This is a genomic window from Burkholderia sp. Bp9004, from assembly GCF_003858025.1.
GTDB lineage: Bacteria > Pseudomonadota > Gammaproteobacteria > Burkholderiales > Burkholderiaceae > Burkholderia > Burkholderia diffusa.
The window spans coordinates 88267-110856 of sequence record NZ_QTQD01000008.1; the positions used below are offsets into that span (position 1 = coordinate 88267).

Sequence of the window (22590 nt, forward strand, 5' to 3'; positions counted from 1 at the left end):
CATGTGCGGCCGGCTGTCTGCATGGGCGCCCGCACCGGCGCCCGCTTTCCATCCTCACCGTGACGAAGCCCGCAGCCGGGCCTGCATCAACGCGGCCGGCGCGATGCCGACCGGTTTCCGTCAATTCTGCGCCGCCGCTTCCGCGGCGATCAACGCAAGCCCCGACAGGATCAGCGCGTCGTGCCGCGTATGCGGCAGCGTCAGCGCGCGCGCGACATCGTCCGCCGCGCCGCCCGCCAGCACGAGCCGCACGGGTGCCTGCCACGCATCGGCGAGATCGCGCCATGCGCGCTCGATCAGCCCCGCCTGCGCGTACAGGCAGCCCGCCGACAGCGAGCGCGGCGTATCGACCTGGAACGGCTCGGCCTGCGCGCCCGCGAGCAGCCCGCTCGCGATGTCGGTGGTCAGCGTCGGCAACTGCGCGGTGTGCGTGCCGAGCGCGCGCATCATCAGGGCCCAGCCCGGCGCGATCAGCCCGCCGGTGAAACGGCCGTCCGCGCGCAGCGCTTCGAGCGTCGTCGCCGTGCCGAACGTCGCGATCAGCAGGTGCTCGCCCGGAAACGCCGCCCGTGCGCCGATCAGGCCGGCCCAGCGATCGCTGCCAAGCTGCTCGGGCGTCGTATAGCCGTTCGTCACGCCGCATTGCGCGGGCCGCGAGCGGATCGTCGTGCGCGCCAGGCCCGGCCAGCGGGCGTCGAGCAGCGCGTCGAGCCGCGCGGCCACGTCGGCGCCCGCGACGTTCGAGATCCATGCGCCATGCGGACGCGGCAGGGCCGACCAGTCGGGATCGGCACCGCCGTCGCGCGTATGGCCGAATGCGCCGGTCTCGACGAGCGTGCGCTGCGCGTCGGCGAGCGCCCACTTGATCCGGCTGTTGCCGGCGTCGATCAACAGATGCGGTTCGTTCATTGCGCTTCGCGCAGCGATATGTCGCCGGCCGCGATCGCCTTGATGCCGTCGGGCGTGTCGAGCAGCAGCTGGCCGGTCGCGTCGATGCCCGTCGCGATGCCGCGCACGCGTTCGACGCCCTGTTCGAGCAGCACGACTTCGCGTCCCGCGTACGCGTGCAGCGCGTGCCAGCGCGGCAAGAACGGCGCGAGCCCGTCGGTGCCGAACTGCGCGAGTGCGGGCGTGAGCGCGTTCAGCGCCGCGGCGAGCGTATCGGTGAGGTTCGCCGATGCGCATGCGGCCGACAACGCGGCCGGCGGCAGCCCGCTCGCGAGCGCCGCTTCGCGCGCACGCAGCGCATCGACCTGCGCGGCGACGGCCTCCGCGCCGCGCACGTTGATACCGAAGCCGATCACGACGGCGGTCGCGTCGGCGGTGGTCCAGACGGTTTCGATCAGGATGCCGGCAAGCTTGCCGACGATGCGCGACGTGCCGTCGTCGGTGGTCGTCAGCAGCAGGTCGTTCGGCCACTTGAGCGCGACGCGCGAGTGAGCGTCGAGCGGCAGCGTGGCGAGCCCTTCCGCGAGCGCGACGCCGATCGCGATGCTGAGGCCGCCGAGCGCATCGACGGGGCGCGGCACGATGCAGCCGACCGAGCACAGCAGTGCGTTGCCGGGCTGCGCGAACCAGGGACGGCCTTGCCGGCCGCGGCCCGCCGTCTGCTCGAACGCGACGCGCACGAGCGGCGCGGGCAGCGCGTTCGCGGTGCGCGGCAGCGCCTTGAGGCGCGTCGCGACGTCGGCGTTGGTCGAGCCGGTGGCGGCGACGATGTCGAGCGGCCACGCGCGCGGCGCGGCGTCCAGGTGCGCCTCGAGCCGGTTGCGCGCGATGTGCGCGTCGCCGGAATCGGGCGTGTCGGAGGAGGTGGGGGCGTTCATGGCGCCTATTGTAGCGACAGGGGGCAGTGCGTGACGGGCGGCGCGCCAGGTCATGCCCGTCGCGCCGCCGCCGCGCGTTCGTGCCCGCGCCGCCGACGCACCGTTACGGCGCGACGACCGGATGCTTCAACGCATGCGCGGTCTCGATCCACTGCGCGTGGAACGCGTCCGCGTCGGGTCGCAGCCCCAGCTCGCCGTTGCGATACGCCATCGCGAGCGTCTGCACGGCTTCCGGCAGCTCGTGCTCGGCCGCACGGCGATACAGCGCGAGCGCGCGCGCCTCGTCGCGCGGCACGCCGCTGCCTTCGCGGTACGCGTTCGCAAGCATGAAATCCGCAGCCGGGATGTCCGCGCGCGACGCGATCTCGAACCAGTGCGCGGCCTGCACCGGATCGGCTGCGACGCCATAGCCGCTGCGATAGATCAGCCCGAGGTAATACGCGGCGGCCGGATCGCCTTGGCCGGCCGCTTCGCCGAGCAGCGTGCGGGCGCGTGCGTAGTCCTTCGGGATGTCGCCGCTGCCGAGCAGCAGCGCCTTGCCGAGTGCCAGCTGCGCACGCCGTGCGGCCGGCGTGTCGGCGTTCGTGTCCGCCTGCGCGGCGGTTTCGAGCCAGCCGCGTCCCTCGTCGCGCAGCCCCGGCTCGCGCGCATCGACGAGCGCGATGCCGAGCGCCGCCTGCGCGTCGCCCGAGCCGCGCCGCGCGAGGGTGCGCAACTGCGCGAGCGCGTGCGGCTCGACGGCCTGCGCGACCATCGCCTGCCATTCGTCGAGCTGCGCGGCGCTCGGCGCGGGGCCGGCGGCGCGCCAGCCGGTCGCAGCGACCACGGCCGCAACGGTCACGGCCGCCGCCGCGAGCAACGCGGCCGGCGGGAGTTTCGCGCGCAGCAGGCGCCGCGCGGCGGTGGTGAAGCCGGCTTCGGCAGGCCGCATCGTCCGGATCGGTTGCATCGCGGGTCTCGTGGTCATTGCGTGAGGTCGATCTCATAGATGGCGAGGTTCTTGCCCGAGCCGTCGTCGGCCGCGACCTGCGTGAGGCCGGTCAGGCCGGCTGCCGCCGCGTCGCCGAGCCGGTTCGGCGCGGACGTGAACTGCACGTGCGCGACCGAGCTCGCCAGCTTCGTGAAGCGCCAGCTGCGCTGCGCGCCGTCCGCCGCGCGCGTGATCGCGCCGCGCTTCTTGATGAACGCGATCAGCACGTCGCGGTTCGCGTCGGGTGATGCGAAGATCGTCTTGCTGCCGTCGAGGCCCGGGAAGTTGCCGCCACCGCTCGCGCGGTAGTTGTTGGTCGCGACGATGAACTGCGCGTTCGGGTCGATCGGCGCGCCCTTGTACGTCAGGTTCCTGATCCGGCTGCCGACCGGCTGCGTGACGTCGATCTCGTAAGTGAGATCCGCGGACGTGAACATGTCGAAGTTGTAGCCGGGGAAGCTGCTGACGAGCGGTTGCACCGTCGCCTTGGTCGGATCGATCGTGTTGAAGCGCTTCGCGGCCGTCTCGAGCCAGTTCTTCACGTCGCTGCCGCTCACCTTCACCGCGTACACGGTGTTCGGATACAGATACAGGTCGGCCGCGTTGTTGATCGCAAGTGCGCCGGGCGCGACGTCGGTGTAGTCGCTGCCGCCGCCGAAGCCGCTCTTGAACGGCGCGCTGACCGACAGCACCGGCAATGACGCGTACTGCGGCAGGTTCGCCTGCACGTAGGTCTTCACGTAATCGGCCTGCGCCTCGTTGACGATCTGGATCGCGCCCGGATCGCCGACGTCCGCGAAGTACGAGTTCATCCGGTAGTCGGTCGAGCCGATCGGCGTCTTCACGTAGTCGATCGTCGCCTGGTGTTCGGCGGCGATCGCGGCGGACACCGACGGATCGGCGGCGACGTAGCTCTTGTCCGCGTTCTGGATCGGCCGCGCCTCGACGGTCGTCTGCGACTTGTCGACGCTCCACGTCTTGCCGTCGAACGTCAGGCCGAGCTTGATCACGCCGAGATGCTTGCCCCAGTAGTTGGCCATCACGGTCGGCACGCCGTTGACGGTGCCCTTCGCCTTGTCGACGCCCGGCAGGTTGAACTGCGCCACGGTGCTGTTCGCGTCCGGGAACACCTGGTGCGAGTGGCCGATCAGCATCGCGTCGATGCCGGGCACCTTCGACAGCCACCAGCTGCCGTTCTCCATGGTCGGCGAATACGCGGTGTTGTCGAGGCCGCCGTGCGAGATCGCGACGACGAGATCGGCGCCCTTCGCGCGCATCTCCGGGATGTACTTCTCGGCCGCTTCCTTCAGGCCGGTCGTGTAGACCTTGCCGTCGAGCCAGCGCTTGTCCCAGCTCATGATCGCGGGCGGCGTGAAGCCGATGATGCCGATCTTCACCGGCGCGCTGACCGTCTTGCCGTCGGGCGCGACGGCCGTCACCGTGCGGGTCAGGATCGTGTACGGCGTGAACAGCGGCGCGTTGGTCTTCGCGCTGATCACGTTCGCGAGCACCTGCGGGAAGTTCGGGCCCGCGCACTTCTTCTGCTGCGCGGGGGCCGGCAGCCCGTCGACGTCGAACGTGTTGCCGGTCACCTGCGACAGGTACGGCAGCCCGTAGTTGAACTCATGGTTGCCGATCCCGCCGCCGTCGAACTTCGCCGCGTTCATCACCTTGTAGATCGCGAGCGTCTGGTCGCAGCCGATCGGGTTCACGAGCGCCTGGTAGTCCGACAGCGCGGTGCCCTGGATCGTATCGCCGTTGTCGAGCAGCAGCGTGTTCGGGTACTGCGCGCGCGCCTGCGCGATCAGCGTCGACACGCGCTCGAAGCCGAGCGACTTGTCGGCGGCGAGCTTGAAATAGTCGTACGACAGCACGTTGGTGTGCAGGTCGGTCGTTTCGAGCAGCGCGAGCGTGGCCGTCGTGCCGGCGGGCGCCTGCGTCTGCGACGACGGCGGGGCGGTGACGTCGTCGCCGCCGCAACCGGCGAGGGCGAAGGCGAGGCTGGCGAGCGCGGCGGCGGCGGTCACGCGGCGGCGGGAAAGCGGGGGGAGACGCATCGATTGTCCTGTTCTGTGTTCTGTTCTATGAATCGCGAGGAGCGCAGCGAAATGGCGGCGCGGGCGCCGACGGCCTGACGTGCGGCGCGTGAGAGTATCGAAAGGAAACGTGACGGAAGAATGAAAGGTCGCGTGCCCGGCACGCCGTTCCGGCGGCGAACCCCGTGCCGTGGCGGGGCGGGCATCCGCAAAGAGGCGCCTCTCGCCCGCCATTTCCGCCGGACGCCGCCGGCTGCGCGCCCCGACGGAAATCCTCACGTCGCGGCGCCGGACGGTTCGCTACAATGGCCGCTGTCATCCTTTTGCAAACAACCCGCCCTTGGACTTCGAGACACCTCCCGGCCTGTTGGTCGACGCCGGCGGCCAGGGCCAGACGGTGCGCCTGACCGGCCAGTGGACCGCGCTCGCGCTCGCACGCAATCGCGGCGAGGTCGCGCGCCGCATCGCGGGCATCGCGTCCGGACGCGTGAACGAATGGGATCTGTCCGGCATCGAGCGGCTCGACCACGTCGGCGGCCAGGCGCTGTGGCGCGTATGGGGCCGCAAGCTGCCGGCGGGCGTCGAGCTGACCGACACGCAGCGCACGATCTTCGAGCGGATCGAACGTCTCGACAGCCAGCGCGAGGCGCCCGAGCGCGTCGTGCGCTTCGATCCCGTCACGCGCCTCGGCCAGGCGATCTTCGCGTTCGGCGAACACCTGCAGGGCGGCATCGCGATGTTCGGCCTCGTGATCCTCGACGCGCTGTCGGTGCTGCGCCGTCCGCAGACGATGCCGTGGAAGGAAACCTCGGCGAACATCTACAGCGCCGGCGCGCAGGCGCTGCCGATCACCGCGCTGGTCGCATTCCTGATCGGCATCGTGCTCAGCTATCTGTCCGCGCAGCAGCTGCAGATGTTCGGCGCGAACCGCTACATCGTGAACATCCTCGGGCTGTCGGTGATTCGCGAACTCGGGCCCGTGCTGTCGGCGATCCTCGTCGCGGGCCGCTCGGGTTCGGCGATCACCGCGCAGATCGGCGTGATGCGCGTGACCGAGGAGCTCGACGCGATGCGCGTGATGGGCATTCCGCACGGGCTGCGGCTGATCCTGCCGCGCGTGCTCGCGCTCGGCGTCGCGATGCCGCTGCTCGTGATGTGGACCAACATCGTCGCGCTGACGGGCGGCGCGCTTGCCGCGAAGTTCGTACTCGGGATCGACGTCAATTATTTCGTGCGCTCGCTGCCGGGCGTCGTGCCGATCGCGAACCTGTACATCGGCCTTGGCAAGGGCGTCGTGTTCGGCATGCTGATCGCGCTGGTCGCATGTCATTTCGGTTTCCGGATCAAGGCGAACTCGCAAAGCCTCGGCGAAGGCACGACGACGTCGGTCGTGTCGTCGATCACGGTCGTGATCCTCGCCGACGCGGTGTTCGCGATCCTGTTCCAGAACGTGGGGCTCGGATGAACGCGTCGAATGAATCGCCGGCCGGTGCCGCGCCGGCCGATGGCGCCAGCGCAGATGCCACGGCAGTCGGCGCGGGCACGGTCGGCATGCCGCCGGCGGCGGCCGCGCATGGCGGCGACCTCGTGATCGAGGTGCGCAACCTGACCAAGCGCTACGGGCGCAACATCATTCACCAGAAGCTCGATTTCGACGTGCGGCGCGGCGAGATCGTCGCGATCGTCGGCGGCTCGGGCTCGGGCAAGACGACGCTCGTGCGGCAGATCCTCGGCCTCGAGCGGCCGACGTCGGGCACGATCAAGGTGTTCGGCGAAGACACGTCGAAGATCGACGACGCGACCGCGCGGATGATGCGCACGCGTTCGGGGATGCTGTTCCAGCAGGGCGCGCTGTTTTCGTCGATGACGGTGTTCGACAACGTCGCGCAGCCGCTGCGCGAGCTCGGCCGCGTGCCGTCGGACCTGCTGCACGACATCGTGATGCTGAAGCTCGAGATGGTCGGGCTGCCGTGCAAGCACGCGTCGAAGATGCCGGCCGCGCTGTCGGGCGGGATGGTGAAGCGGGTCGGCATCGCGCGCGCGATCGCGCTCGAGCCCGAGCTGCTGTTCCTCGACGAGCCGACCGCTGGCCTCGACCCGCAGGCGTCCGACGAATTCGTCGAGTTGATCGCGACGCTGCATCGCACGCTCGGGCTGACCGTCGTGATGGTGACGCACGATCTCGACACGATGGTCGCGCTGTCGACGCGCGTCGCGGTGCTGGCCGATCGCAAGGTGCTGGTCGCGGCGCCGGTCGAGGAGGCCGCGAGCGTCGACCATCCGTTCATCCACGAATATTTCCTGGGGCTGCGCGGGCGCCGCGCACTGCAGGCGCTGCCGCCCGAGCGGCGCGCGAAGCTGCCGAAGGCGGCCCTCGAGCCGGCGCTGTCGAGCGTCGAATTGTAGGAAAGGCAAGAAGCAAGGAACCCGCGAATGGAAAACAAATCACATGCGTTCTGGGCCGGCCTGTTCACGATCGCGCTGACGCTGGCGATCGCGGGCACCGTGTTCTGGTTCAACGTCGACCGGACCGTGCGCGTGCCGTACGACCTGCTCGCGCGCACCAACGTGACGGGCCTGTTCCCGGACGCGGCCGTGCGCTTTCGCGGCCTCGACGTCGGCAAGGTGCAGTCGATCGGCTTCGACCGCACGCACCCGGGCCAGATCCGGATCCGGATTCTCGTCGACCACGATGCGCCGATCACGCAGTCGACCTACGGCAGCCTCGGCTTCCAGGGCGTGACGGGCATCGCGTTCGTGCAGCTCGAGGATACGGGCCGCGACCTGGCGCCGCTGCCGTCGTCGCCGAAGGCGATCGCGCAGATCCCGATGCGGCCGAGCCTGTTCGACCAGATCCAGGAGCGCGGCGACGTGCTGCTGCGGCAGCTCGAACTGGCCGCGAAAAGCGCGAACGCGCTGATGTCGCCCGAGATGCGCGAGCAGTTGCGCGCGACGGCCGAAAGCCTGCAGCACGCGGCCGATGGCGCGACGACGCTGTCGAAGCAGCTCGCGCCGGCTGTGGCCGCGCTGCCGGAAACGATGCACCAGGTCGATCGCGCGATGGCGTCGGCGAACACGCTGCTGCAGCCGAACGGGCCGCTCGTGTCGAACCTGAACAAGGCCGGATCGGCTGCCGAGCAGGTCGGCGTCGCGCTGAACGACCTGAACGCGCGGGTCCAGTACGACACGCTGCCGCGCTTCAACGCGCTGGCCGGCAGCGTCGGCGATGCGTCGCGGCAATTGAAGGACGTCGCCGGTGAACTCGGCCGCAATCCGAGCAGTCTGTTGTTCGGTTCGCCCGGCTCCGCGCCCGGCCCCGGCGAGGCGGGCTTCGTCTGGCCGGGGGCAGGGGCCGCGGCCGGGAAATGAAGCCGATCGTCAGCCCATCGACGTTGATCGGCCGGCCCGGCGCGAGACCGGGCCACGACGCCATCGAAACCGGAAACATCATGCAGGAACATGCCATGCCACGAATCCCTGATCGCGGGCTGCGTCCCGCCGCAACCGCGCTCGCGATGCTGACGCTCGTGTTCGCCGCCGGCTGCGCCGGCAACAGTGCGGCGCTGTCGAACGTCCGCTACGACCTCGGGCCGGCCGCATCGGCCGTCACGGCCGGCACGGGCCCCGCGCTGAAGGTGCTCGACGTCGCCGCGCCCGACGCGCTCGACACGGACAAGTTCGTCTACCGGCTCGCGTATGCGGATGCGCAGCGCATGGCCGTCTATCGCGACAGCCGCTGGATCGCGCCGCCCGCGCAACTGCTCACGCAGCGGCTGCGCGGCGCGTTGTCGTCGCGCGGCGCGGTGCTCGAGGGTTCCGACGGCGTGCGCGCGCCGACGCTCAAGGTCGACCTGAACGAATTCGAGCAGGTGTTCGACGGGGAGTCGAAGAGCCACGGCGCGGTCACCGCGCGCGCGACGCTGGTGCAGGGCGGCAAGGTGCTCGGCCAGCGCACGTTCGTCGCGCGCGCGCCGTCGAGCACGCCCGATGCGGCCGGCGGCGCGCGGGCGCTCGCGGCCGCGAGCGACGAGCTCGTGTCGCAGATCGCCGCGTGGGTCGGCGTGCAGGCGTACGCGGGCAACCCGTGACGCCGCACGCGCAGCCGCGATGAGCGCGCCGGGCACGTCGCGCGCGTCGTCGCTGGCGCGGCAGGCGTTCGCCGCGTATGCGGCGCTCATCGTCTATGCATCGCTGTATCCGTTCGGCGGCTGGGTATCGCTCGGCATCGGGCCGTTCGATTATTTGTTCGCTCCGATGCAGCGTTATGTGACCGCGTTCGACGTGGTCACCAACGTGCTCGGCTACATGCCGTTCGGCGCACTCGGCGTGCTCGCGCTGCATCCGCGCTGGCGCGGCGTGGCCGCGACGCTGATCGTGGGCGGCCTCGGCGTGCTGCTGTCGGGATCGATGGAGGCGCTGCAGACCTACCTGCCGACGCGCGTCGCGTCGAATCTCGACCTCGCGGCCAATGCGCTCGGCGCGCTGCTCGGCGCGGCGCTCGCGGCACCGGCCACCGGCGCGCTGCTCGACCGCGGCGCATTGCGCCGGCTGCGCTTCGCGTGGTTCGAGACCGACGGCGCGACGCCGCTGCTGCTCGCCGCGCTGTGGCCGTTCGCGATCCTGTTTCCGTCGCCGTTCCTGTTCGGCATCGGCGACTGGCCGGCCGCGCTGTGGGAGCGCGCCGACGGCTCGATGCAGGACGCGCTGCTCGCATGGCTGCCGGCCGCGTGGCGCGTGAGCGAATGGCCCGAGCGCGTCGACGGCTGGCTGTCCGACTCCGCGTGGGAAGCCGCGCTCGGCGGGTTGATGCTGTTCGCCGCGCTGGCGATCGCGTCGCTCGCGATGCGTGCCGGCGCGCCGCGCGTGCGGCTCCTGATCGCGTTCGTCGGCGCGACGCTCGCGCTGAAGGCGGCCGCGACCTTCATGCAGTCGAGCACCGGCCTCGTCGTCGTGTGGGCGACGCCCGGCGCGCGGCTCGGCATCGAGCTCGGCTTCGCGGCGGCGCTGCTCGCGTTGCGCGTGCCGGCCGCGTGGCGCGCGCTGCTCGCGGCGCTCGCGCTGCTGGCCGGTGTGGTGCTCGTCAACCTGCTGCCCGTCAACCCGTTCTTCGATTTCACGCTGTCGGGCTGGCGGCAGGGCCGCTACGTGCACTTCAACAGCATCGCGCGCTGGCTTGCGTGGATCTGGCCCTACGCGGCGCTGATCTGGCTCGGTCAGCGGGTCGAGCACGCGTGGCTGCCGGCCGCGCGGCGGCGCTGACGCCGCAGGAGCGGCAACGGGGCCGCGCGGCCGCGCCTCGCGTCGATCGCGGGCAGCCGCGCGCGCCGGTCGCTATAATCGACCGCACATCCGTTGCCGCGCGCAACGGCAATCGCCCTTCTTTCCGCCCGGCACCGCACCGGGCCGCTCGTCACCATCATGGATTCCTACTACCAGCACCACGTCTTTTTCTGCCTGAATCAGCGCGATCCGGGCGCCGAGCGTCCGAGCTGCGCGCAATGCGATGCGCAGACCATGCAGGAGTACGCGAAAAAGCGCGTGAAGGAACTCGGCCTCGCGGGGCCCGGCAAGGTGCGCATCAACAAGGCCGGCTGCCTCGACCGCTGCGAGGAAGGGCCGGTGATGGTCGTGTATCCGGAAGGCACGTGGTACACGTACGTCGACCAGGCTGACATCGACGAGATCGTCGAATCGCACCTGCGCGACGGCAAGGTCGTCGACCGCCTGAAGATCTGAGCGGGCCCGCCGAATGAACGTTCATACGCAGAAGTCGCTGATCCCTGGCCCGGTCGGGCAGATCGAAATCGCGGTCGACCTGCCCGACGCCGTGCGCGAAGGCGGCGCCGCGCCGCGCGGCATCGCGCTCGTCGCGCATCCGCATCCGCTGTTCGGCGGCACGATGGACAACAAGGTCGCGCAAACGCTCGCGCGCACGCTGGTCCAGCTCGACTACGTGGTGTACCGGTCGAACTTCCGCGGCGTCGGCGCGACCGAGGGCGTGCACGACAACGGCATCGGCGAGGCCGACGACCTGCTCGCCGTGCTCGCGCACATGCGCGCGCAGCCCGCCTATGCGGACCTGCCGCTCGTGCTCGCGGGCTTCTCGTTCGGCACTTTCGTGCTGTCGCACGTCGCGAAGCGGTTGCGCGACGCGGGCGAGACGATCGAGCGGATGGTGTTCGTCGGCACGGCCGCGAGCCGCTGGCAGGTCGCCGACGTGCCGGAGAACACGCTCGTGATCCACGGCGAAACCGATGACACGGTGCCGATCGGATCGGTCTACGACTGGGCGCGGCCGCAGGAACTGCCGGTCGTCGTGATCCCCGGCGCCGAGCATTTCCTGCATCGCAAGCTGCACGTGCTGAAGCGCATCATCGTCGACGCGTGGCGTTGATCCGCTGAACCCGGCGTGCGCCGCCGCCGCCGCACGACCGCGATGCCGCCGCGCGCGCGACATCGCGCCGCGCCGTGTCACGACACGATCGCACATGCCCGCTCCAGCGCGGCGCAACCCGGCTTGCACGGCGCCTGCGCACGCCTTTCGCGCGGCTTCGCGCACGATTCTCCCGAGCGAAGCCGCGCTATCCTCCCGAAGCCTCGGTGTGGCCACCTGAGCCATGGTTCGCGAAAACGCCGTTCGCGGCCACGTATAATGGCCGCATTTCGCGTCGCCCGCGGCCCGGCCGGGCCGATGCGGCGCTCGTTTCGCCGCCTGTCCGCCCGCTCGCGACGGCCGCGAACCGAACGCGTCCGCACGAGTCCAACCGGCGCGTTTCGCGCCGTCCGACGCAGTCGGACGAACGCCGGAACGCTCGCCGCCTTGCCGTTCAACCCCTGCGCGTTTCGCGCCGCACTTTCTGCCACCAGCCTGAATCGATCATGCGTCTGTCTCCCCAAGGCCTCAAGTCCCTCGCTTCTTCCATCGCCTTCGGCACCGCCGCGCGCAACGTCGCGCTGGGCGTGATGCTGCCCGTCGCACTCGCGTCGACGATCCTCGTCGCCGAGGCGAAGCCGGCCGCCAAGGCAAAGGCCGCGCATGCCGCGCCGGCCGCCGCCACCGAGCAGTTCACCGGCGCGCCCGCGACGTTCATGCCGGGCGCGGTGCCGCCGCCGGGCGTGAACGCGCGCTCGTGGGTGCTCGTCGATGCGACGAGCAACACCGTGCTCGCATCGGGCAACGCCGACGAACGCGTCGAGCCCGCGTCGCTGACGAAGCTGATGACGGCCTACCTGGTGTTCGAGGCGCTCGACAAGAAGAAGATCTCGATGGAGCAGATCGTCACGCCGAGCGAAGCGGTGCGCCGCGTCGGCCGCGACGAGTCGCGCATGTTCATCGAGGCGAACAAGCCGGTGTCGGTGCACGATCTCGTATACGGGATGATCATCCAGTCGGGCAACGACGCCGCGATCGCGCTGGCCGAACTGGTCGGCGGCAGCGAAGGGCAGTTCGTCACGATGATGAACGACGAGGCGGCGCGCCTCGGCATGAAGGGCACGCACTTCGCCGATGTGAACGGCATGCCCGACCCGAACCACTACACGACGGCCGGCGACCTCGCGAAGCTGTCCGCGCACCTGATCCGCGATTTTCCGCAGTACTACAGCATCTTCTCGGAGAAGGAATTCAAGTACAACAACATCCGCCAGGGCAACCGCAACCGCCTGCTGTGGCTCGATCCGACGGTCGACGGCCTGAAGACGGGCCATACGCAAGCGGCCGGCTATTGCCTGATCGCGTCGGCCAAGCGCGCGATCCCGGGTGTAGACAGCCAGCGCCGTCTCGTGTCGGTGATGATGGGCGAGCAGAAGGAAGGCGAGCGCACGCAGGACAGCATGAAGATGCTGAACTACGGCTATAGCGCGTTCGACGCGGTGCGCCTGTTCAAGGGTGGCCAGGCGATGTCGACGCCGCGCATCTACAAGGGCAAGGAAAACACCGTGCAGGTCGGCGTGAAGGGCGACCAGTGGGTGACCGTGCCGCGCGGCCTGGGTGACAAGGTCAAGCCGGAAGTCGAGGTCAACGCGCCGCTGATCGCGCCGCTCGCGGAAGGCCAGCAGGTCGGTACCGTGAAGATCGTCGCCGACGGCAAGACGCTGTCGGAGTTCCCGGTCGTCGCGCTGCAGGCGGTGCCGGAAGCGGGTATCTTCGGTCGTATCTGGGACTCGATCCTGCTGATGTTCAGCAAGAAGAAGTAAGCACGACGGGCCTTTGTTTTCACGACTTCATCCCCATCTGTCATAGCCATGAGCCAAGCCGAATTCGAACCGATCGTCTACCTCAGCGTGTCGTCGCAGGAGGAGCTGGTGCCGCTGTCGCAAGCCCGGGTGCCGGTGCTCGACCGCGGGTTCATCTTCGGCGATGGCGTGTATGAAGTCGTCCCCGTTTATGCGCACGACGGCGCACACGTGCCGTTCCGGATCGAACAACATCTGGAGCGGCTCGCGCGCAGCCTGAAGAAGATCGGCATCGACGATCCGCATGACGCGGCCGGCTGGCGCGCGTTGATCGAGCGCGTGGTCGCCGCGAACGCCGAAGGCCTCGGCGACGGCCATGCGCTCGTCTACCTGCAGGTGACGCGCGGCGTCGCGAAGCGCGGCCATGCGTTCCCGGCGAACGCGGTGCCGACGGTGTTCGTCATGACGAACCCGCTGCGGCTGCCGTCGGAAGAGGAACGCGCGCGGGGCGTGCGCTGCGTGACGGCGGAGGATCGCCGTTGGCTGCATTGCGACATCAAGTCGATTTCGCTGCTCGGCAACGTGCTGATGGCGCAGCATGCGGCCGAACGCGACGCGTTCGAGACGATCCAGCTGCGCGACGACAACGTGACCGAAGGTTCGTCGTCGAACGTATGGATCGTGAAGAACGGCGAGCTGATGGCGCCGCCGCGCAGCAACAGGATCCTTGAAGGGATCCGCTACGCGCTGGTCGAGCAGCTGGCCGAGGAGTGCGGCATTCGGTTCGTCGCGCGCGAGATCAGCGAGGTCGAGTTGCGTTCGGCGGACGAGATCATGATCACGTCGGCCACGAAGGAAATTTTGCCCGTCACGTCGCTCGACGATCTGCCCGTGCAGGGCGGCAAACCGGGCCCCGTGTTCGCGGCGTTGTACGACGCATACCAGCGTGCGAAGGCACGCGAGTTTGAACAGTTTGACCTAACCCGGAGAAAATGATGAGCGAACCGACCAAAACCATCGAGGTCACCGGCGCGATCGATACCCGGAAGGAGTCGCTGCTGGAGTTTCCGTGCGATTTCCCGATCAAGATCATGGGCAAGGCGCACCCGGAATTCAAGGACACGATCTTCAAGGTCGTGGCCGTCCACGACAACGAGATCGACGTCGAGAAAATCGAGGAGCGTGCATCGAGCGGCGGCAACTACACCGGCCTCACGATCACCGTGCGCGCGACCAGCCAGCAACAGCTCGACGACATCTACCGCGCACTGACCGGCCATCCGATGGTCAAGGTCGTGCTCTGAGCGCCGCTTTCCACCCGCCTTCCTGCGCGCACTCGGCGGGGGTCTTCCCCGCCGCGCGCCGCGCGTCCAGCTCGTCGCACAGCAGCTTGTATTCGGCGACTTCCTGAAGCAGCCAGGTCCTGAACGCCTGCACGCGCGGCGTGTTCAGGAGCGGCGGCGGGCACACGAAAAAATAGTGCCACGGGCTCTGCCCGTCGATGTCGAACAGGCGCACGAGGCGCCCGTCCAGCAGGTCGTGCACCGCGAGCGAGCGGCGCACCAGCGCGATGCCCTGGCCGTCGATCGCGGCCAGCAACAGGTTCGACGAATCCTGGTACAGAATCCCCCGTTTCGGCTCGGTCAGCGTATCGAGCCCGGCCGCGTCGAACCACGGCCGCCACAGCTCGTCGTCCGAGCGCAGCAGCTTGTAGTGCACGAGATCGGCGGGCGTCTGCGGCAGCTTGCCGCCGTTCAGCGTCGGCGAGCACGCCGGAAAGAACACCTCCTCGAACAGCGGCTCGACATGCAGCCCCGGATAGCTGCCCGAGCCGAACCGGATCGCGAGGTCGACGTCGTCGCGCGCGAAATCGGTGAGCGAGTTGGTCGACTGCAGCTCGACGTCGATTTCCGGATGCCGCTCGATGAACGTGCCGATGCGCGGCGTGATGAAGCGTGCGGCGAACGACGACAGCATCGACACCACCAGCCGTCGGCTGCGGTCGCTTGCGCGCACCTCGCGCGTCGCATCGGCGATCACCATCAGCGCGCTGCGGACCTGCTGCGCGTAGCGCATGCCGGCGTCGGTCAGGCACAGCCGCTTGCCGTTGCGCGTGAACAGCTGCACGCCGAGCTCCTCCTCGAGCGCGCGAACCTGGTGACTGACCGCGCCGTGCGTGACATACAGCTCGTCGGCGGCGCGGGAGAAATTCTCGTGGCGGGCGGCGGCTTCGAACGCGCGAATCGCGTTCAGCGCAGGCAGCTGGCGGAGGTCCATTTGCTAATTTTCCTCACATCGACGTGAAAATTGGTCGTTTGGTCGAGTGCCTTCAAATGACTACGATTGTAGCCATCGAAGCATTTATTGGCGGAGTCGATCATGCAAGAAATTTCTTCAAGCATCACCTTCGAAATTCCCGCGGGCGAAACCGTGCCGATGAAGGTGCAGCGCAGCACCCGCCTGACGGTGCAGTGCGGGCCGGTATGGGCGACGCGCAGCAATGACGTCGAAGATTACTTCCTGGTCGACGGCGAGACGCTCCGGCTGCATCGCGGCGAGCGGCTGTGGCTCAGTGCGGAAGGCCGGCAGGGCGCGCAGGTCGCGTTCTCGGTGTCGCGGCCGGCCGGGGAAGTCGCGCGCGGCGCGCTCGCACGGCTGCGCAATCGCGTGAATGCGCTGCTCCACGACGGCTGGCGCACCGTCTGACGGGCCTTTCCTCCGACGGATACTCGCGATCCGTCCCCTTCCAGAGCCGGCGAGACGCATGGGTTTTCGGTAAACTACCGGTCATGTCCGTCTCGCCGGTTGCCATCGTGTCCACGCCTGTCGCTGTTTCCGAATCGCCCGCCGGGTCTCCGGTTCAGCCCGTCGTGCCGGTCACCGTGCGCTGGCGGGGCAGCGAGGCCTACGAGACGAGCTTCGACGCGATGCGCGCGTTCACCGACACGCGCACGGCCGACACCGGCGACGAAATCTGGGTCGTCGAGCATCCGCCCGTCTACACGCTCGGCCAGGCCGGCGACCCGGCCCACCTGCTGGTGGCCGACAGCGGCGTGCCGCTCGTGAAGGTCGACCGCGGCGGGCAAATCACCTACCACGGCCCCGGCCAGATCGTCGTCTACCTGCTGCTGGACCTGCGCCGGCGCAAGCTGATGGTGCGCACGCTCGTGACGAAGATCGAGGAGGCCGTGATCGAAACCCTCGCGGCGTATAATCTCGCTTCGGTCCGCAAGGCGGGCGCGCCGGGAATCTACGTGGCATCCGGCGTGCACGAGGGCGCGAAGATCGCGGCCCTCGGCCTGAAGATCCGCAACGGCTGCAGCTATCACGGCCTGAGCCTGAACGTGAAGATGGATCTGCGCCCGTTTCTCGCGATCAACCCGTGCGGCTATGCCGGACTGGAAACCGTCGACATGGCGAGCCTCGAGGTTGCCGCCGACTGGAACGACGTCGCCCACACGCTGGTGGGGCGTCTGATCGCCAACCTCGACGGCGAATCCGCGGCCGCCGACAAGCCGCAGGCACTGGAACAATCGAATGACTGACGTTACCGCTTCCCCCGCACCGGCCGATTCGGCCGCGACCCCTGCCTACGATCCGACCGCCAAGCAGAAGGCGCAGGCGAAGACGGCGCGCATCCCGATCAAGGTCATTCCGATCGAGAAGCTGAAGAAGCCGGAATGGATCCGCGTGAAGGCGGCCACCGGCAGTTCGCGCTTCAACGAGATCAAGACGATCCTGCGCGAGCACAACCTGCACACCGTGTGCGAGGAAGCGAGCTGCCCGAACATCGGCGAATGCTTCGGCAAGGGCACCGCGACGTTCATGATCATGGGCGACAAGTGCACGCGCCGCTGCCCGTTCTGCGACGTCGGCCACGGCCGTCCCGATCCGCTCGACGCGGATGAACCGAAGAACCTGGCCCGCACGATCGCCGCGCTGAAGCTCAAGTACGTGGTGATCACGAGCGTCGACCGCGACGACCTGCGCGACGGCGGCGCCGCCCACTTCGTCGAGTGCATCCGCGAAACGCGCGCGCAGTCGCCGGAAACGCGCATCGAGATCCTGACGCCGGACTTCCGCGGCCGTCTCGACCGCGCGATCTCGATCCTGAACGCGGCACCGCCCGACGTGATGAACCACAACCTCGAGACGGTGCCGCGCCTGTACAAGGAAGCGCGCCCGGGTTCGGACTACGCGCACTCGCTGAAGCTCCTGAAGGACTTCAAGGCGCAGCATCCGGACGTCGCGACGAAGTCGGGCCTGATGGTCGGCCTCGGCGAGACCGAAGAGGAAATCCTGCAGGTGATGCGCGACCTGCGCGCGCACGACGTCGACATGCTGACGATCGGCCAGTACCTGCAGCCGTCCGAGCACCACCTGCCGGTGCGTGCGTACGTGCATCCGGATACGTTCAAGATGTACGAGGAAGAGGCGTACAAGATGGGCTTCACGCACGCGGCCGTCGGCGCGATGGTGCGGTCGAGCTATCACGCCGATCTGCAGGCGCATGGGGCAGGGGTGGTCTGAGCGCCATTGGCCTGTTCCGCAGAAGTCATGCAGTCGAAAAAAGCCCGCAGCGATGCGGGCTTTTTCGTTGCTGCGGCTGCCGCCCGCGCGTTCGCACGACAATCGCCACCCGACCGGATGCCCGATCCGGTCGAACGTGGAAAGCAAAGCTGAAACGGCATCGATAGCTTCGCAGGATAAGTTCGCTCCCGCCGCGCGCAAAGCTCGTAAAGTCGGCTCTCCCGCAGCAATGCCCGCATTCGAAGGAGAGCCGCATGTCCCGTTTCAGCTTCATCCGCCGCGCCGCCGTCGCGCTGACCGCCTTTGCCGCGCTGGGCGCGGCGCACGCCGAATCGCGCGAAGTCGTGATCGCGTACCAGGACATGGTCGTGCCGTGGCGCTACGCGCAGGCAAGCGGTGAAGTCGAAAAGGCGACCGGCTACAAGGTCACGTTCCGCAAGCTCGACAGCGGCGCCGACGTGATCCGCGCGCTCGCGTCGGGCTCCGTGCAGCTCGGCGAGGCCGGGTCGAGCCCGATCGCGGCCGGCCTGTCGCAGGGGCTCGATATCTCGCTGTTCTGGGTGCTCGACAACATCAACGACGCCGAGGCGCTCGTCGCGCGCAACGGCTCGGGCGTCACGAGCATCGCGGCGCTGAAGGGCAAGAAGATCGGCGTGCCGTTCGTGTCGACGTCGCATTTCCATACGCTCGTCGCGCTGCAGGCCGCCGGCGTGAATCCGAACGACGTGAAGATCGTCAACCTGCGTCCGCCCGAAGTCGCGGCCGCGTGGGCGCGCGGCGACATCGACGCGACCTATATCTGGGATCCCGTGCTCGCGAAGGTCAAGCAGTCGGGCACCGTGCTGACGACGTCCGGTCAGGTTGCGAAAGAAAGTGGCAAGGCGACGTTCGACGGCTTCGTCGTGAGCCGCAGGTTCGCGCGCGAGAACCCCGAGTTCGTCACGCGCTTCGTGAAGGTGCTCGCGTCCGCCGACGCCGATTACCGCGCGCACGCGGCCGCGTGGAAGGCCGGTTCGCCGCAGGTCGCGGCGGTCGCGAAGGTGTCGGGCGCGAACGTGCAGGACGTGCCCGCGAGCCTTGCGCTCTACGCGTTCCCGACGCCGGCCGAGCAGGCGTCGCCGACCTGGCTCGGCGGCGGTGCGCAGTCGGGCGCCGCGAAGTCGCTCGCGGCTACTGCCACCTTCCTCAAATCGCAAGGCACGATCCAGACGGTGCTCGCCGACTACTCGGTCGGCGTCGATCCGCAGTTCGTGCAGAAGGCCGCGCGCTGAGCGCGGCGCATCAGGCGACTCAGGCCACTCATCGCGGAGCCCTCGATCATGAGCACGCTGGAAGTCCGTCAGGTATCGGTCGCCTATCCGGGCGAACGCGGTCGGACGACGACGCAGGCGCTCGCGCGCGTCGACCTGCGCATCGATTCCGGTGAATTCGTCGTCGCGCTCGGCGCGTCGGGGTGCGGGAAGACGACGCTGCTGAACTGCATGGCCGGCTTCGTCGCGCCGACGACGGGCGACGTGCGCGTCGACGGCGTACCGGTCGCCGGCCCCGGCGCCGATCGCGGCGTCGTATTCCAGAAATACGCGTTGCTGCCATGGCTCGACGTGCTCGACAACGTCGCGCTCGGGCTGCGCTTCGCACGCGTGTCGAAGGCCGAACGCCAAGCGCGTGCGACGGAGATGCTCGCGCTGGTCGGCCTCGAGCGCCATGCGCATGCGCGCGTGTACGAACTGTCCGGCGGGATGCAGCAGCGCGTCGGCATCGCGCGTGCGCTCGCGAGCGATCCGCGCGTGCTGCTGATGGACGAGCCGATGGGCGCGCTCGACGCGATGACGCGCGGCACGATGCAGGCGCTCGTCCTCGACGTATGGGCGCGCACGGGCAAGACGGTGTTCTTCATCACGCACGACGTCGAGGAGGCGCTGTTCCTCGCGACGCGTCTCGTCGTGATGACGCCCGGCCCCGGCCGCATCGCGGAAACCTTCGAGCTGCCGTTCGCGCGGCGCTACGTCGAATCGCGCGATGCGCGCGCGGTGAAGTCGTCGCCGGAATTCATCGCATGGCGCGAGCGGCTGATCGCGTATCTGCATCGCGACGAGGCGGTCGGGGAGACCGCGTGATGCACGAGTTCGCGCGGCAGGGCGCGTCCGTCGGGCGCGGCCGGATCAGTACTTTGCACAGGCAGGACGACATGAGCACGCAGGATTCCTGGGTGGCCGATCGAGCGGCCGGAAGGTTCGAGCAGGACGAGCGCACGACGCGGCGCAAGGCGGCGCGGCCGTCACGCCGCTACCGGTTGCCGGGCCAGGGAAAAACCGCAGGGCTCAGCGCGGCGACGGTCGCGGCGCTGGCCGTGCTGTGGTGGGTCGCGACGCATCGGCAGTGGTTGCCGCCGCTGTTCCTGCCCGCGCCGGAAGCGGTGTGGGCGGCATTCGTCGACGCGTGGCACGGCCGCATCCAGGGCGGCCTGCCGCTGTCCGAGCATCTGCTGTGGAGTGCCGCGCGCGTGTTCGGGGCGTTCCTGCTCGCCACCGTGGCCGGCGTGCCGGCCGGCGTCCTGATGGGCGTGAGCCGTGTCGCGCGCGGCGTGCTCGATCCGCTGCTGGAGTTCTACCGGCCGCTGCCGCCGCTCGCGTACCTGCCACTCGTCGTGATCTGGTTCGGCATCGACGAGACGGCGAAGCTGGTCGTGATCTTCCTCGCGTGCTTCGCGCCGATCGCGATGGCCGCCCGTGCGGGCGTGCGTGCGGCGACGGTCGAGCAGATCAACGCCGCATATTCCCTCGGCGGCAGCTTCGCGCAGGTCGTGCGCCACGTCGTGCTGCCGGCCGCGCTGCCGGAAATCCTCACCGGCCTGCGGATCGCGATCGGGTTCGGCTGGACGACGCTCGTCGCGGCCGAGATGGTCGCCGCGACGGCCGGGCTCGGGCAGATGGTGCTCAATGCGTCGAGCTTCCTGCGCACGGATATCGTCGTGATGGGCATCCTGATCATCGGCGCGATCGCGTGGCTGTTCGATCTCGCGATGCGATGGGTCGAGCGGCGGATCGTGCCGTGGAAAGGGCGCGGATGACACGCAGCAGGCGGCGCATGCGCGCCGCCTCTGCCGGCTGCCTTCAATCCCCCATCGCGATCCCTTCGCGCCGCGGGTCGGCGCCGCCGAACCACACCGTCTGCCCCTGCACGTTCAGCCGCTGGATCCCCTGCAGTCCCGAATTCATCTCGACGACCTGCACGTCGTGCCCGCGCCCCTTCAGCCCGTCGACGAGCGCGTCCGACACGCGGCCGCGCTCGAGCTGCGTCGGCCCGTTCATCGACCCGACGTTCGGCAGCGCGATCGCCTGCTGCATCGTCATCCCCCAGTCCATCACGCCGATCAGCGTCTTCGCGACGTGGTTGATGATCGCGGGGCCGCCGGCCGAACCGACGATCATGGTCACCTGCTTCGTCTTCTTGTCGAACACGAGTTCCGGCGCCATCGACGAGCGCGGCCGCTTGCCCGGCTGCACGCGGTTCGCGACGGGCCGGCCGTTCTCGCTCGCCACGAACGAGAAATCGGTGAGCTGGTTGTTCAGCATGAAACCGCGCACCATCAGCCGCGAGCCGAATGCGTCCTCGACGCTGGTCGTCATCGACAGTGCCTGGCCGTAGCGGTCGACGATGGCGATGTCGGACGTCGACGGCATGTCGGGGCTGCGGTCGTCGGCCAGCGCGAGCGTCGCGCCCTGCGGCGTGCCGGCCTGCGCGACGCCCATGCTCGTGTCGCCGATCAGGCGCGCGCGCTGCGCGAGATAGGTCTTGTCGGTGAGGCTCGCCCAGTTGCCGCCCGGCAGCGGCGCGAAATCGGGATCGGCGACATAGCGCGCGCGGTCCGCATACGCGAGGCGTCCGGCCTCGCTGAACAGGTGCGCGGCGAACGGCGTCGGCTCGTAGCCCAGCTCGGTCCGCACCGGCTTCTGCGCGCCGATCTGCTGCCAGTCGGGCATCGCCTCGAGGATGCCGAGCATCTGCGCGACCGCGAGTCCGCCCGACGACGGCGGCGGCATCCCGCACACCACCGAGCGCCGGTAGTCGGCGCACAGCGGCGCGCGCACCTTCGCCTTGTAGTGCGCGAGATCCTGCAGCGACAGCAGGCCCGGGTTGGTCGGGTGCTTGCGCACCTTCGCGACGATGTCGCGCGCGATCGCGCCGGTGTAGAACGCGTTCGCGCCGCGCTCGGCGATCTGGCGCAGCACGGTCGCGAGCGCGGGGTTCTTCAGCACCGTGCCGGCCGTCTTCGGCGTGCCGTCCTTGTTGTAGAAGTACGCACGCGCGGCCGGGTCGTTCTTCAGGTACCGGTCGTTCGCGATCAGCATCGCCAGGCGCGGGCTGATCGTGAAGCCGTGCTCGGCGAGCCGGATCGCGGGCTGGAACAGCCGGCGCCACGGCAGCTTGCCGTGCGCACGGTGCGCGGTGTCGAGCATGCGCAGCACGCCCGGAGTGCCGACCGAGCGACCGCCGACGACGCCTTCGTAGAAGCCCATCGGCTGGCCGGTCGGCCCGTAGAACAGGCGGTCGGTCGCGGCGGCCGGCGCGGTTTCGCGGCCGTCGTACGCCTGCGTCGCACGGCCGTCGAAGTACAGCATGAACGCGCCGCCGCCGATCCCCGACGATTGCGGCTCGACCAGCGCGAGCACCATCTGCGTCGCGATCGCGGCGTCGATCGCGGTGCCGCCGGCCTTCAGCATCTCGTAGCCGGCCTGCGTCGCGAGCGGGTTCGCGGCCGCGATCATGAAGTGCTGCGAGGTCCAGCCCGGCTTGTCGGTCCAGCCGGACGACTGTTCCGGCGCGTGAACGCCGGGCAGCGGCACCGCGGCACCCGACGCGGCGGCGACCGGGACGACGGCGCCCGACGGCGCGGACGGGGACGTGCAGCCGGCGCTGAACGTGACGAGCGCGGCGAGCGTGACGTGCGCGAGCGCGGCAACGGGCGTCCAGGGACGCGAATGCGGACGAATCCGGTCGAACATTGAACCCTCGGCAACAGTGAATTCGAAGGAGGCAGCGTGTGCGCGGC

General features: G+C 69.3%; 22 protein-coding genes. 16 read left to right on the top strand and 6 right to left on the bottom strand.

What is annotated here, in order from left to right:
• Positions 1–120: 120 nt before the first annotated feature.
• From DIE08_RS11765 to DIE08_RS11780, 4 genes are all read right to left on the bottom strand, one after another.
• Positions 121–909 carry a type III pantothenate kinase gene (locus tag DIE08_RS11765; protein WP_124901995.1) on the bottom strand — a complete coding sequence of 263 codons (789 nt, stop codon included), beginning with the start codon at positions 907–909 and terminating at the stop codon, positions 121–123.
• A complete protein-coding gene (locus DIE08_RS11770; protein WP_124626403.1) occupies positions 906–1826 on the bottom strand; it encodes a biotin--[acetyl-CoA-carboxylase] ligase in 921 nt (306 codons plus the stop codon). Before DIE08_RS11770 ends, DIE08_RS11765 begins: the two co-directional genes overlap by 4 nt.
• A 103-nt stretch (positions 1827–1929) precedes the next feature.
• Positions 1930–2775: a tetratricopeptide repeat protein gene (locus tag DIE08_RS11775; RefSeq protein WP_124901996.1), complete on the bottom strand. Its 846-nt coding sequence runs from the start codon at positions 2773–2775 to the stop codon at positions 1930–1932.
• Positions 2776–2789: 14 nt separating this feature from the next.
• The gene (locus DIE08_RS11780; protein WP_124901997.1) at positions 2790–4853 is read right to left on the bottom strand and encodes a bifunctional 2',3'-cyclic-nucleotide 2'-phosphodiesterase/3'-nucleotidase; all 2064 of its coding nucleotides are present in this window, start codon (positions 4851–4853) and stop codon (positions 2790–2792) included.
• Between the two features lie 319 nt (positions 4854–5172).
• On the opposite strand from DIE08_RS11780, the gene DIE08_RS11785 reads away from it, so the two are divergent.
• The 10 genes from DIE08_RS11785 to DIE08_RS11830 all read left to right on the top strand — a co-directional run bounded on the left by DIE08_RS11785 (position 5173) and on the right by DIE08_RS11830 (position 14311).
• On the top strand, positions 5173–6297 hold the full coding sequence (locus tag DIE08_RS11785) for an ABC transporter permease (RefSeq protein WP_124626397.1): 1125 nt from the start codon (positions 5173–5175) through the stop codon (positions 6295–6297).
• A complete protein-coding gene (locus DIE08_RS11790; protein ID WP_124901998.1) occupies positions 6294–7238 on the top strand; it encodes an ABC transporter ATP-binding protein in 945 nt (314 codons plus the stop codon). Before DIE08_RS11785 ends, DIE08_RS11790 begins: the two co-directional genes overlap by 4 nt.
• A gap of 27 nt (positions 7239–7265) precedes the next feature.
• The gene (locus DIE08_RS11795) at positions 7266–8201 is read left to right on the top strand and encodes an MlaD family protein (RefSeq protein ID WP_124901999.1); all 936 of its coding nucleotides are present in this window, start codon (positions 7266–7268) and stop codon (positions 8199–8201) included.
• A 95-nt stretch (positions 8202–8296) separates the two neighbouring features.
• On the top strand, positions 8297–8920 hold the full coding sequence (locus tag DIE08_RS11800; RefSeq protein WP_059681695.1) for an ABC-type transport auxiliary lipoprotein family protein: 624 nt from the start codon (positions 8297–8299) through the stop codon (positions 8918–8920).
• Positions 8921–8939: 19 nt separating this feature from the next.
• Positions 8940–10091 (top strand): VanZ family protein, encoded by a 1152-nt coding sequence (locus DIE08_RS11805; protein WP_124902000.1) that lies wholly within the window; start codon positions 8940–8942, stop codon positions 10089–10091.
• A gap of 159 nt (positions 10092–10250) precedes the next feature.
• Positions 10251–10568 carry a ferredoxin gene (locus DIE08_RS11810; RefSeq protein WP_006485233.1) on the top strand — a complete coding sequence of 106 codons (318 nt, stop codon included), beginning with the start codon at positions 10251–10253 and terminating at the stop codon, positions 10566–10568.
• 13 nt (positions 10569–10581) lie between these two features.
• Complete coding sequence (locus tag DIE08_RS11815) at positions 10582–11226, top strand: alpha/beta hydrolase (RefSeq protein ID WP_059524004.1); 645 nt, start codon at positions 10582–10584, stop codon at positions 11224–11226.
• 485 nt (positions 11227–11711) lie between these two features.
• Positions 11712–13028 carry a D-alanyl-D-alanine carboxypeptidase family protein gene (locus DIE08_RS11820; protein WP_124902001.1) on the top strand — a complete coding sequence of 439 codons (1317 nt, stop codon included), beginning with the start codon at positions 11712–11714 and terminating at the stop codon, positions 13026–13028.
• Positions 13029–13076: 48 nt separating this feature from the next.
• Entirely contained in the window at positions 13077–14003 is a 927-nt protein-coding gene (locus tag DIE08_RS11825) for a D-amino acid aminotransferase (protein ID WP_124902002.1), read from the top strand.
• Positions 14003–14311 (top strand): YbeD family protein, encoded by a 309-nt coding sequence (locus DIE08_RS11830; protein ID WP_057928637.1) that lies wholly within the window; start codon positions 14003–14005, stop codon positions 14309–14311. The genes DIE08_RS11825 and DIE08_RS11830 overlap by 1 nt, the downstream gene beginning before the upstream one ends.
• Here the strand turns inward: DIE08_RS11830 and DIE08_RS11835 are convergent.
• A complete protein-coding gene (locus tag DIE08_RS11835; protein ID WP_059600038.1) occupies positions 14295–15284 on the bottom strand; it encodes a transcriptional regulator GcvA in 990 nt (329 codons plus the stop codon). The genes DIE08_RS11830 and DIE08_RS11835 overlap by 17 nt on opposite strands.
• Before the next feature lie 102 nt (positions 15285–15386).
• Between DIE08_RS11835 and DIE08_RS11840 the strand changes: the two genes are divergently transcribed.
• From DIE08_RS11840 to DIE08_RS11865, 6 genes are all read left to right on the top strand, one after another.
• Complete coding sequence (locus tag DIE08_RS11840; RefSeq protein WP_124902003.1) at positions 15387–15713, top strand: DUF2917 domain-containing protein; 327 nt, start codon at positions 15387–15389, stop codon at positions 15711–15713.
• Between the two features lie 83 nt (positions 15714–15796).
• On the top strand, positions 15797–16552 hold the full coding sequence (gene lipB, locus DIE08_RS11845) for a lipoyl(octanoyl) transferase LipB (protein ID WP_124902004.1): 756 nt from the start codon (positions 15797–15799) through the stop codon (positions 16550–16552).
• Entirely contained in the window at positions 16545–17537 is a 993-nt protein-coding gene (gene lipA / locus DIE08_RS11850; RefSeq protein WP_059600040.1) for a lipoyl synthase, read from the top strand. The genes lipB and lipA overlap by 8 nt, the downstream gene beginning before the upstream one ends.
• Before the next feature lie 254 nt (positions 17538–17791).
• Positions 17792–18808 (top strand): taurine ABC transporter substrate-binding protein, encoded by a 1017-nt coding sequence (gene tauA, locus DIE08_RS11855; protein ID WP_124902005.1) that lies wholly within the window; start codon positions 17792–17794, stop codon positions 18806–18808.
• Positions 18809–18856: 48 nt separating this feature from the next.
• On the top strand, positions 18857–19654 hold the full coding sequence (locus DIE08_RS11860) for a taurine ABC transporter ATP-binding protein (RefSeq protein ID WP_124902006.1): 798 nt from the start codon (positions 18857–18859) through the stop codon (positions 19652–19654).
• Positions 19654–20607, top strand: coding sequence for an ABC transporter permease subunit (locus DIE08_RS11865; protein WP_124902044.1), 954 nt, complete (start codon positions 19654–19656; stop codon positions 20605–20607). The genes DIE08_RS11860 and DIE08_RS11865 overlap by 1 nt, the downstream gene beginning before the upstream one ends.
• A 43-nt stretch (positions 20608–20650) precedes the next feature.
• Here the strand turns inward: DIE08_RS11865 and ggt are convergent, their stop codons facing one another.
• Entirely contained in the window at positions 20651–22543 is a 1893-nt protein-coding gene (gene ggt, locus DIE08_RS11870) for a gamma-glutamyltransferase (protein WP_124902007.1), read from the bottom strand.
• Positions 22544–22590: the final 47 nt, after the last annotated feature.

Excerpts from the sequence above, each read along its gene's own strand:
- DIE08_RS11765 (WP_124901995.1), bottom strand. The coding sequence starts at position 909 with ATGAACGAACCGCATCTGTTGATCGACGCCGGCAACAGCCGGATCAAG.
- DIE08_RS11770 (WP_124626403.1), bottom strand. The coding sequence starts at position 1,826 with ATGAACGCCCCCACCTCCTCCGACACGCCCGATTCCGGCGACGCGCAC.
- DIE08_RS11775 (WP_124901996.1), bottom strand. The coding sequence starts at position 2,775 with ATGCAACCGATCCGGACGATGCGGCCTGCCGAAGCCGGCTTCACCACC.
- DIE08_RS11780 (WP_124901997.1), bottom strand. The coding sequence starts at position 4,853 with ATGCGTCTCCCCCCGCTTTCCCGCCGCCGCGTGACCGCCGCCGCCGCG.
- DIE08_RS11790 (WP_124901998.1), top strand. The coding sequence starts at position 6,294 with ATGAACGCGTCGAATGAATCGCCGGCCGGTGCCGCGCCGGCCGATGGC.
- DIE08_RS11795 (WP_124901999.1), top strand. The coding sequence starts at position 7,266 with ATGGAAAACAAATCACATGCGTTCTGGGCCGGCCTGTTCACGATCGCG.
- DIE08_RS11800 (WP_059681695.1), top strand. The coding sequence starts at position 8,297 with ATGCCACGAATCCCTGATCGCGGGCTGCGTCCCGCCGCAACCGCGCTC.
- DIE08_RS11805 (WP_124902000.1), top strand. The coding sequence starts at position 8,940 with ATGAGCGCGCCGGGCACGTCGCGCGCGTCGTCGCTGGCGCGGCAGGCG.
- DIE08_RS11810 (WP_006485233.1), top strand. The coding sequence starts at position 10,251 with ATGGATTCCTACTACCAGCACCACGTCTTTTTCTGCCTGAATCAGCGC.
- DIE08_RS11815 (WP_059524004.1), top strand. The coding sequence starts at position 10,582 with ATGAACGTTCATACGCAGAAGTCGCTGATCCCTGGCCCGGTCGGGCAG.
- DIE08_RS11820 (WP_124902001.1), top strand. The coding sequence starts at position 11,712 with ATGCGTCTGTCTCCCCAAGGCCTCAAGTCCCTCGCTTCTTCCATCGCC.
- DIE08_RS11825 (WP_124902002.1), top strand. The coding sequence starts at position 13,077 with ATGAGCCAAGCCGAATTCGAACCGATCGTCTACCTCAGCGTGTCGTCG.
- DIE08_RS11830 (WP_057928637.1), top strand. The coding sequence starts at position 14,003 with ATGAGCGAACCGACCAAAACCATCGAGGTCACCGGCGCGATCGATACC.
- DIE08_RS11835 (WP_059600038.1), bottom strand. The coding sequence starts at position 15,284 with ATGGACCTCCGCCAGCTGCCTGCGCTGAACGCGATTCGCGCGTTCGAA.
- DIE08_RS11840 (WP_124902003.1), top strand. The coding sequence starts at position 15,387 with ATGCAAGAAATTTCTTCAAGCATCACCTTCGAAATTCCCGCGGGCGAA.
- lipB (WP_124902004.1), top strand. The coding sequence starts at position 15,797 with ATGTCCGTCTCGCCGGTTGCCATCGTGTCCACGCCTGTCGCTGTTTCC.
- lipA (WP_059600040.1), top strand. The coding sequence starts at position 16,545 with ATGACTGACGTTACCGCTTCCCCCGCACCGGCCGATTCGGCCGCGACC.
- tauA (WP_124902005.1), top strand. The coding sequence starts at position 17,792 with ATGTCCCGTTTCAGCTTCATCCGCCGCGCCGCCGTCGCGCTGACCGCC.
- DIE08_RS11860 (WP_124902006.1), top strand. The coding sequence starts at position 18,857 with ATGAGCACGCTGGAAGTCCGTCAGGTATCGGTCGCCTATCCGGGCGAA.
- DIE08_RS11865 (WP_124902044.1), top strand. The coding sequence starts at position 19,654 with ATGCACGAGTTCGCGCGGCAGGGCGCGTCCGTCGGGCGCGGCCGGATC.
- ggt (WP_124902007.1), bottom strand. The coding sequence starts at position 22,543 with ATGTTCGACCGGATTCGTCCGCATTCGCGTCCCTGGACGCCCGTTGCC.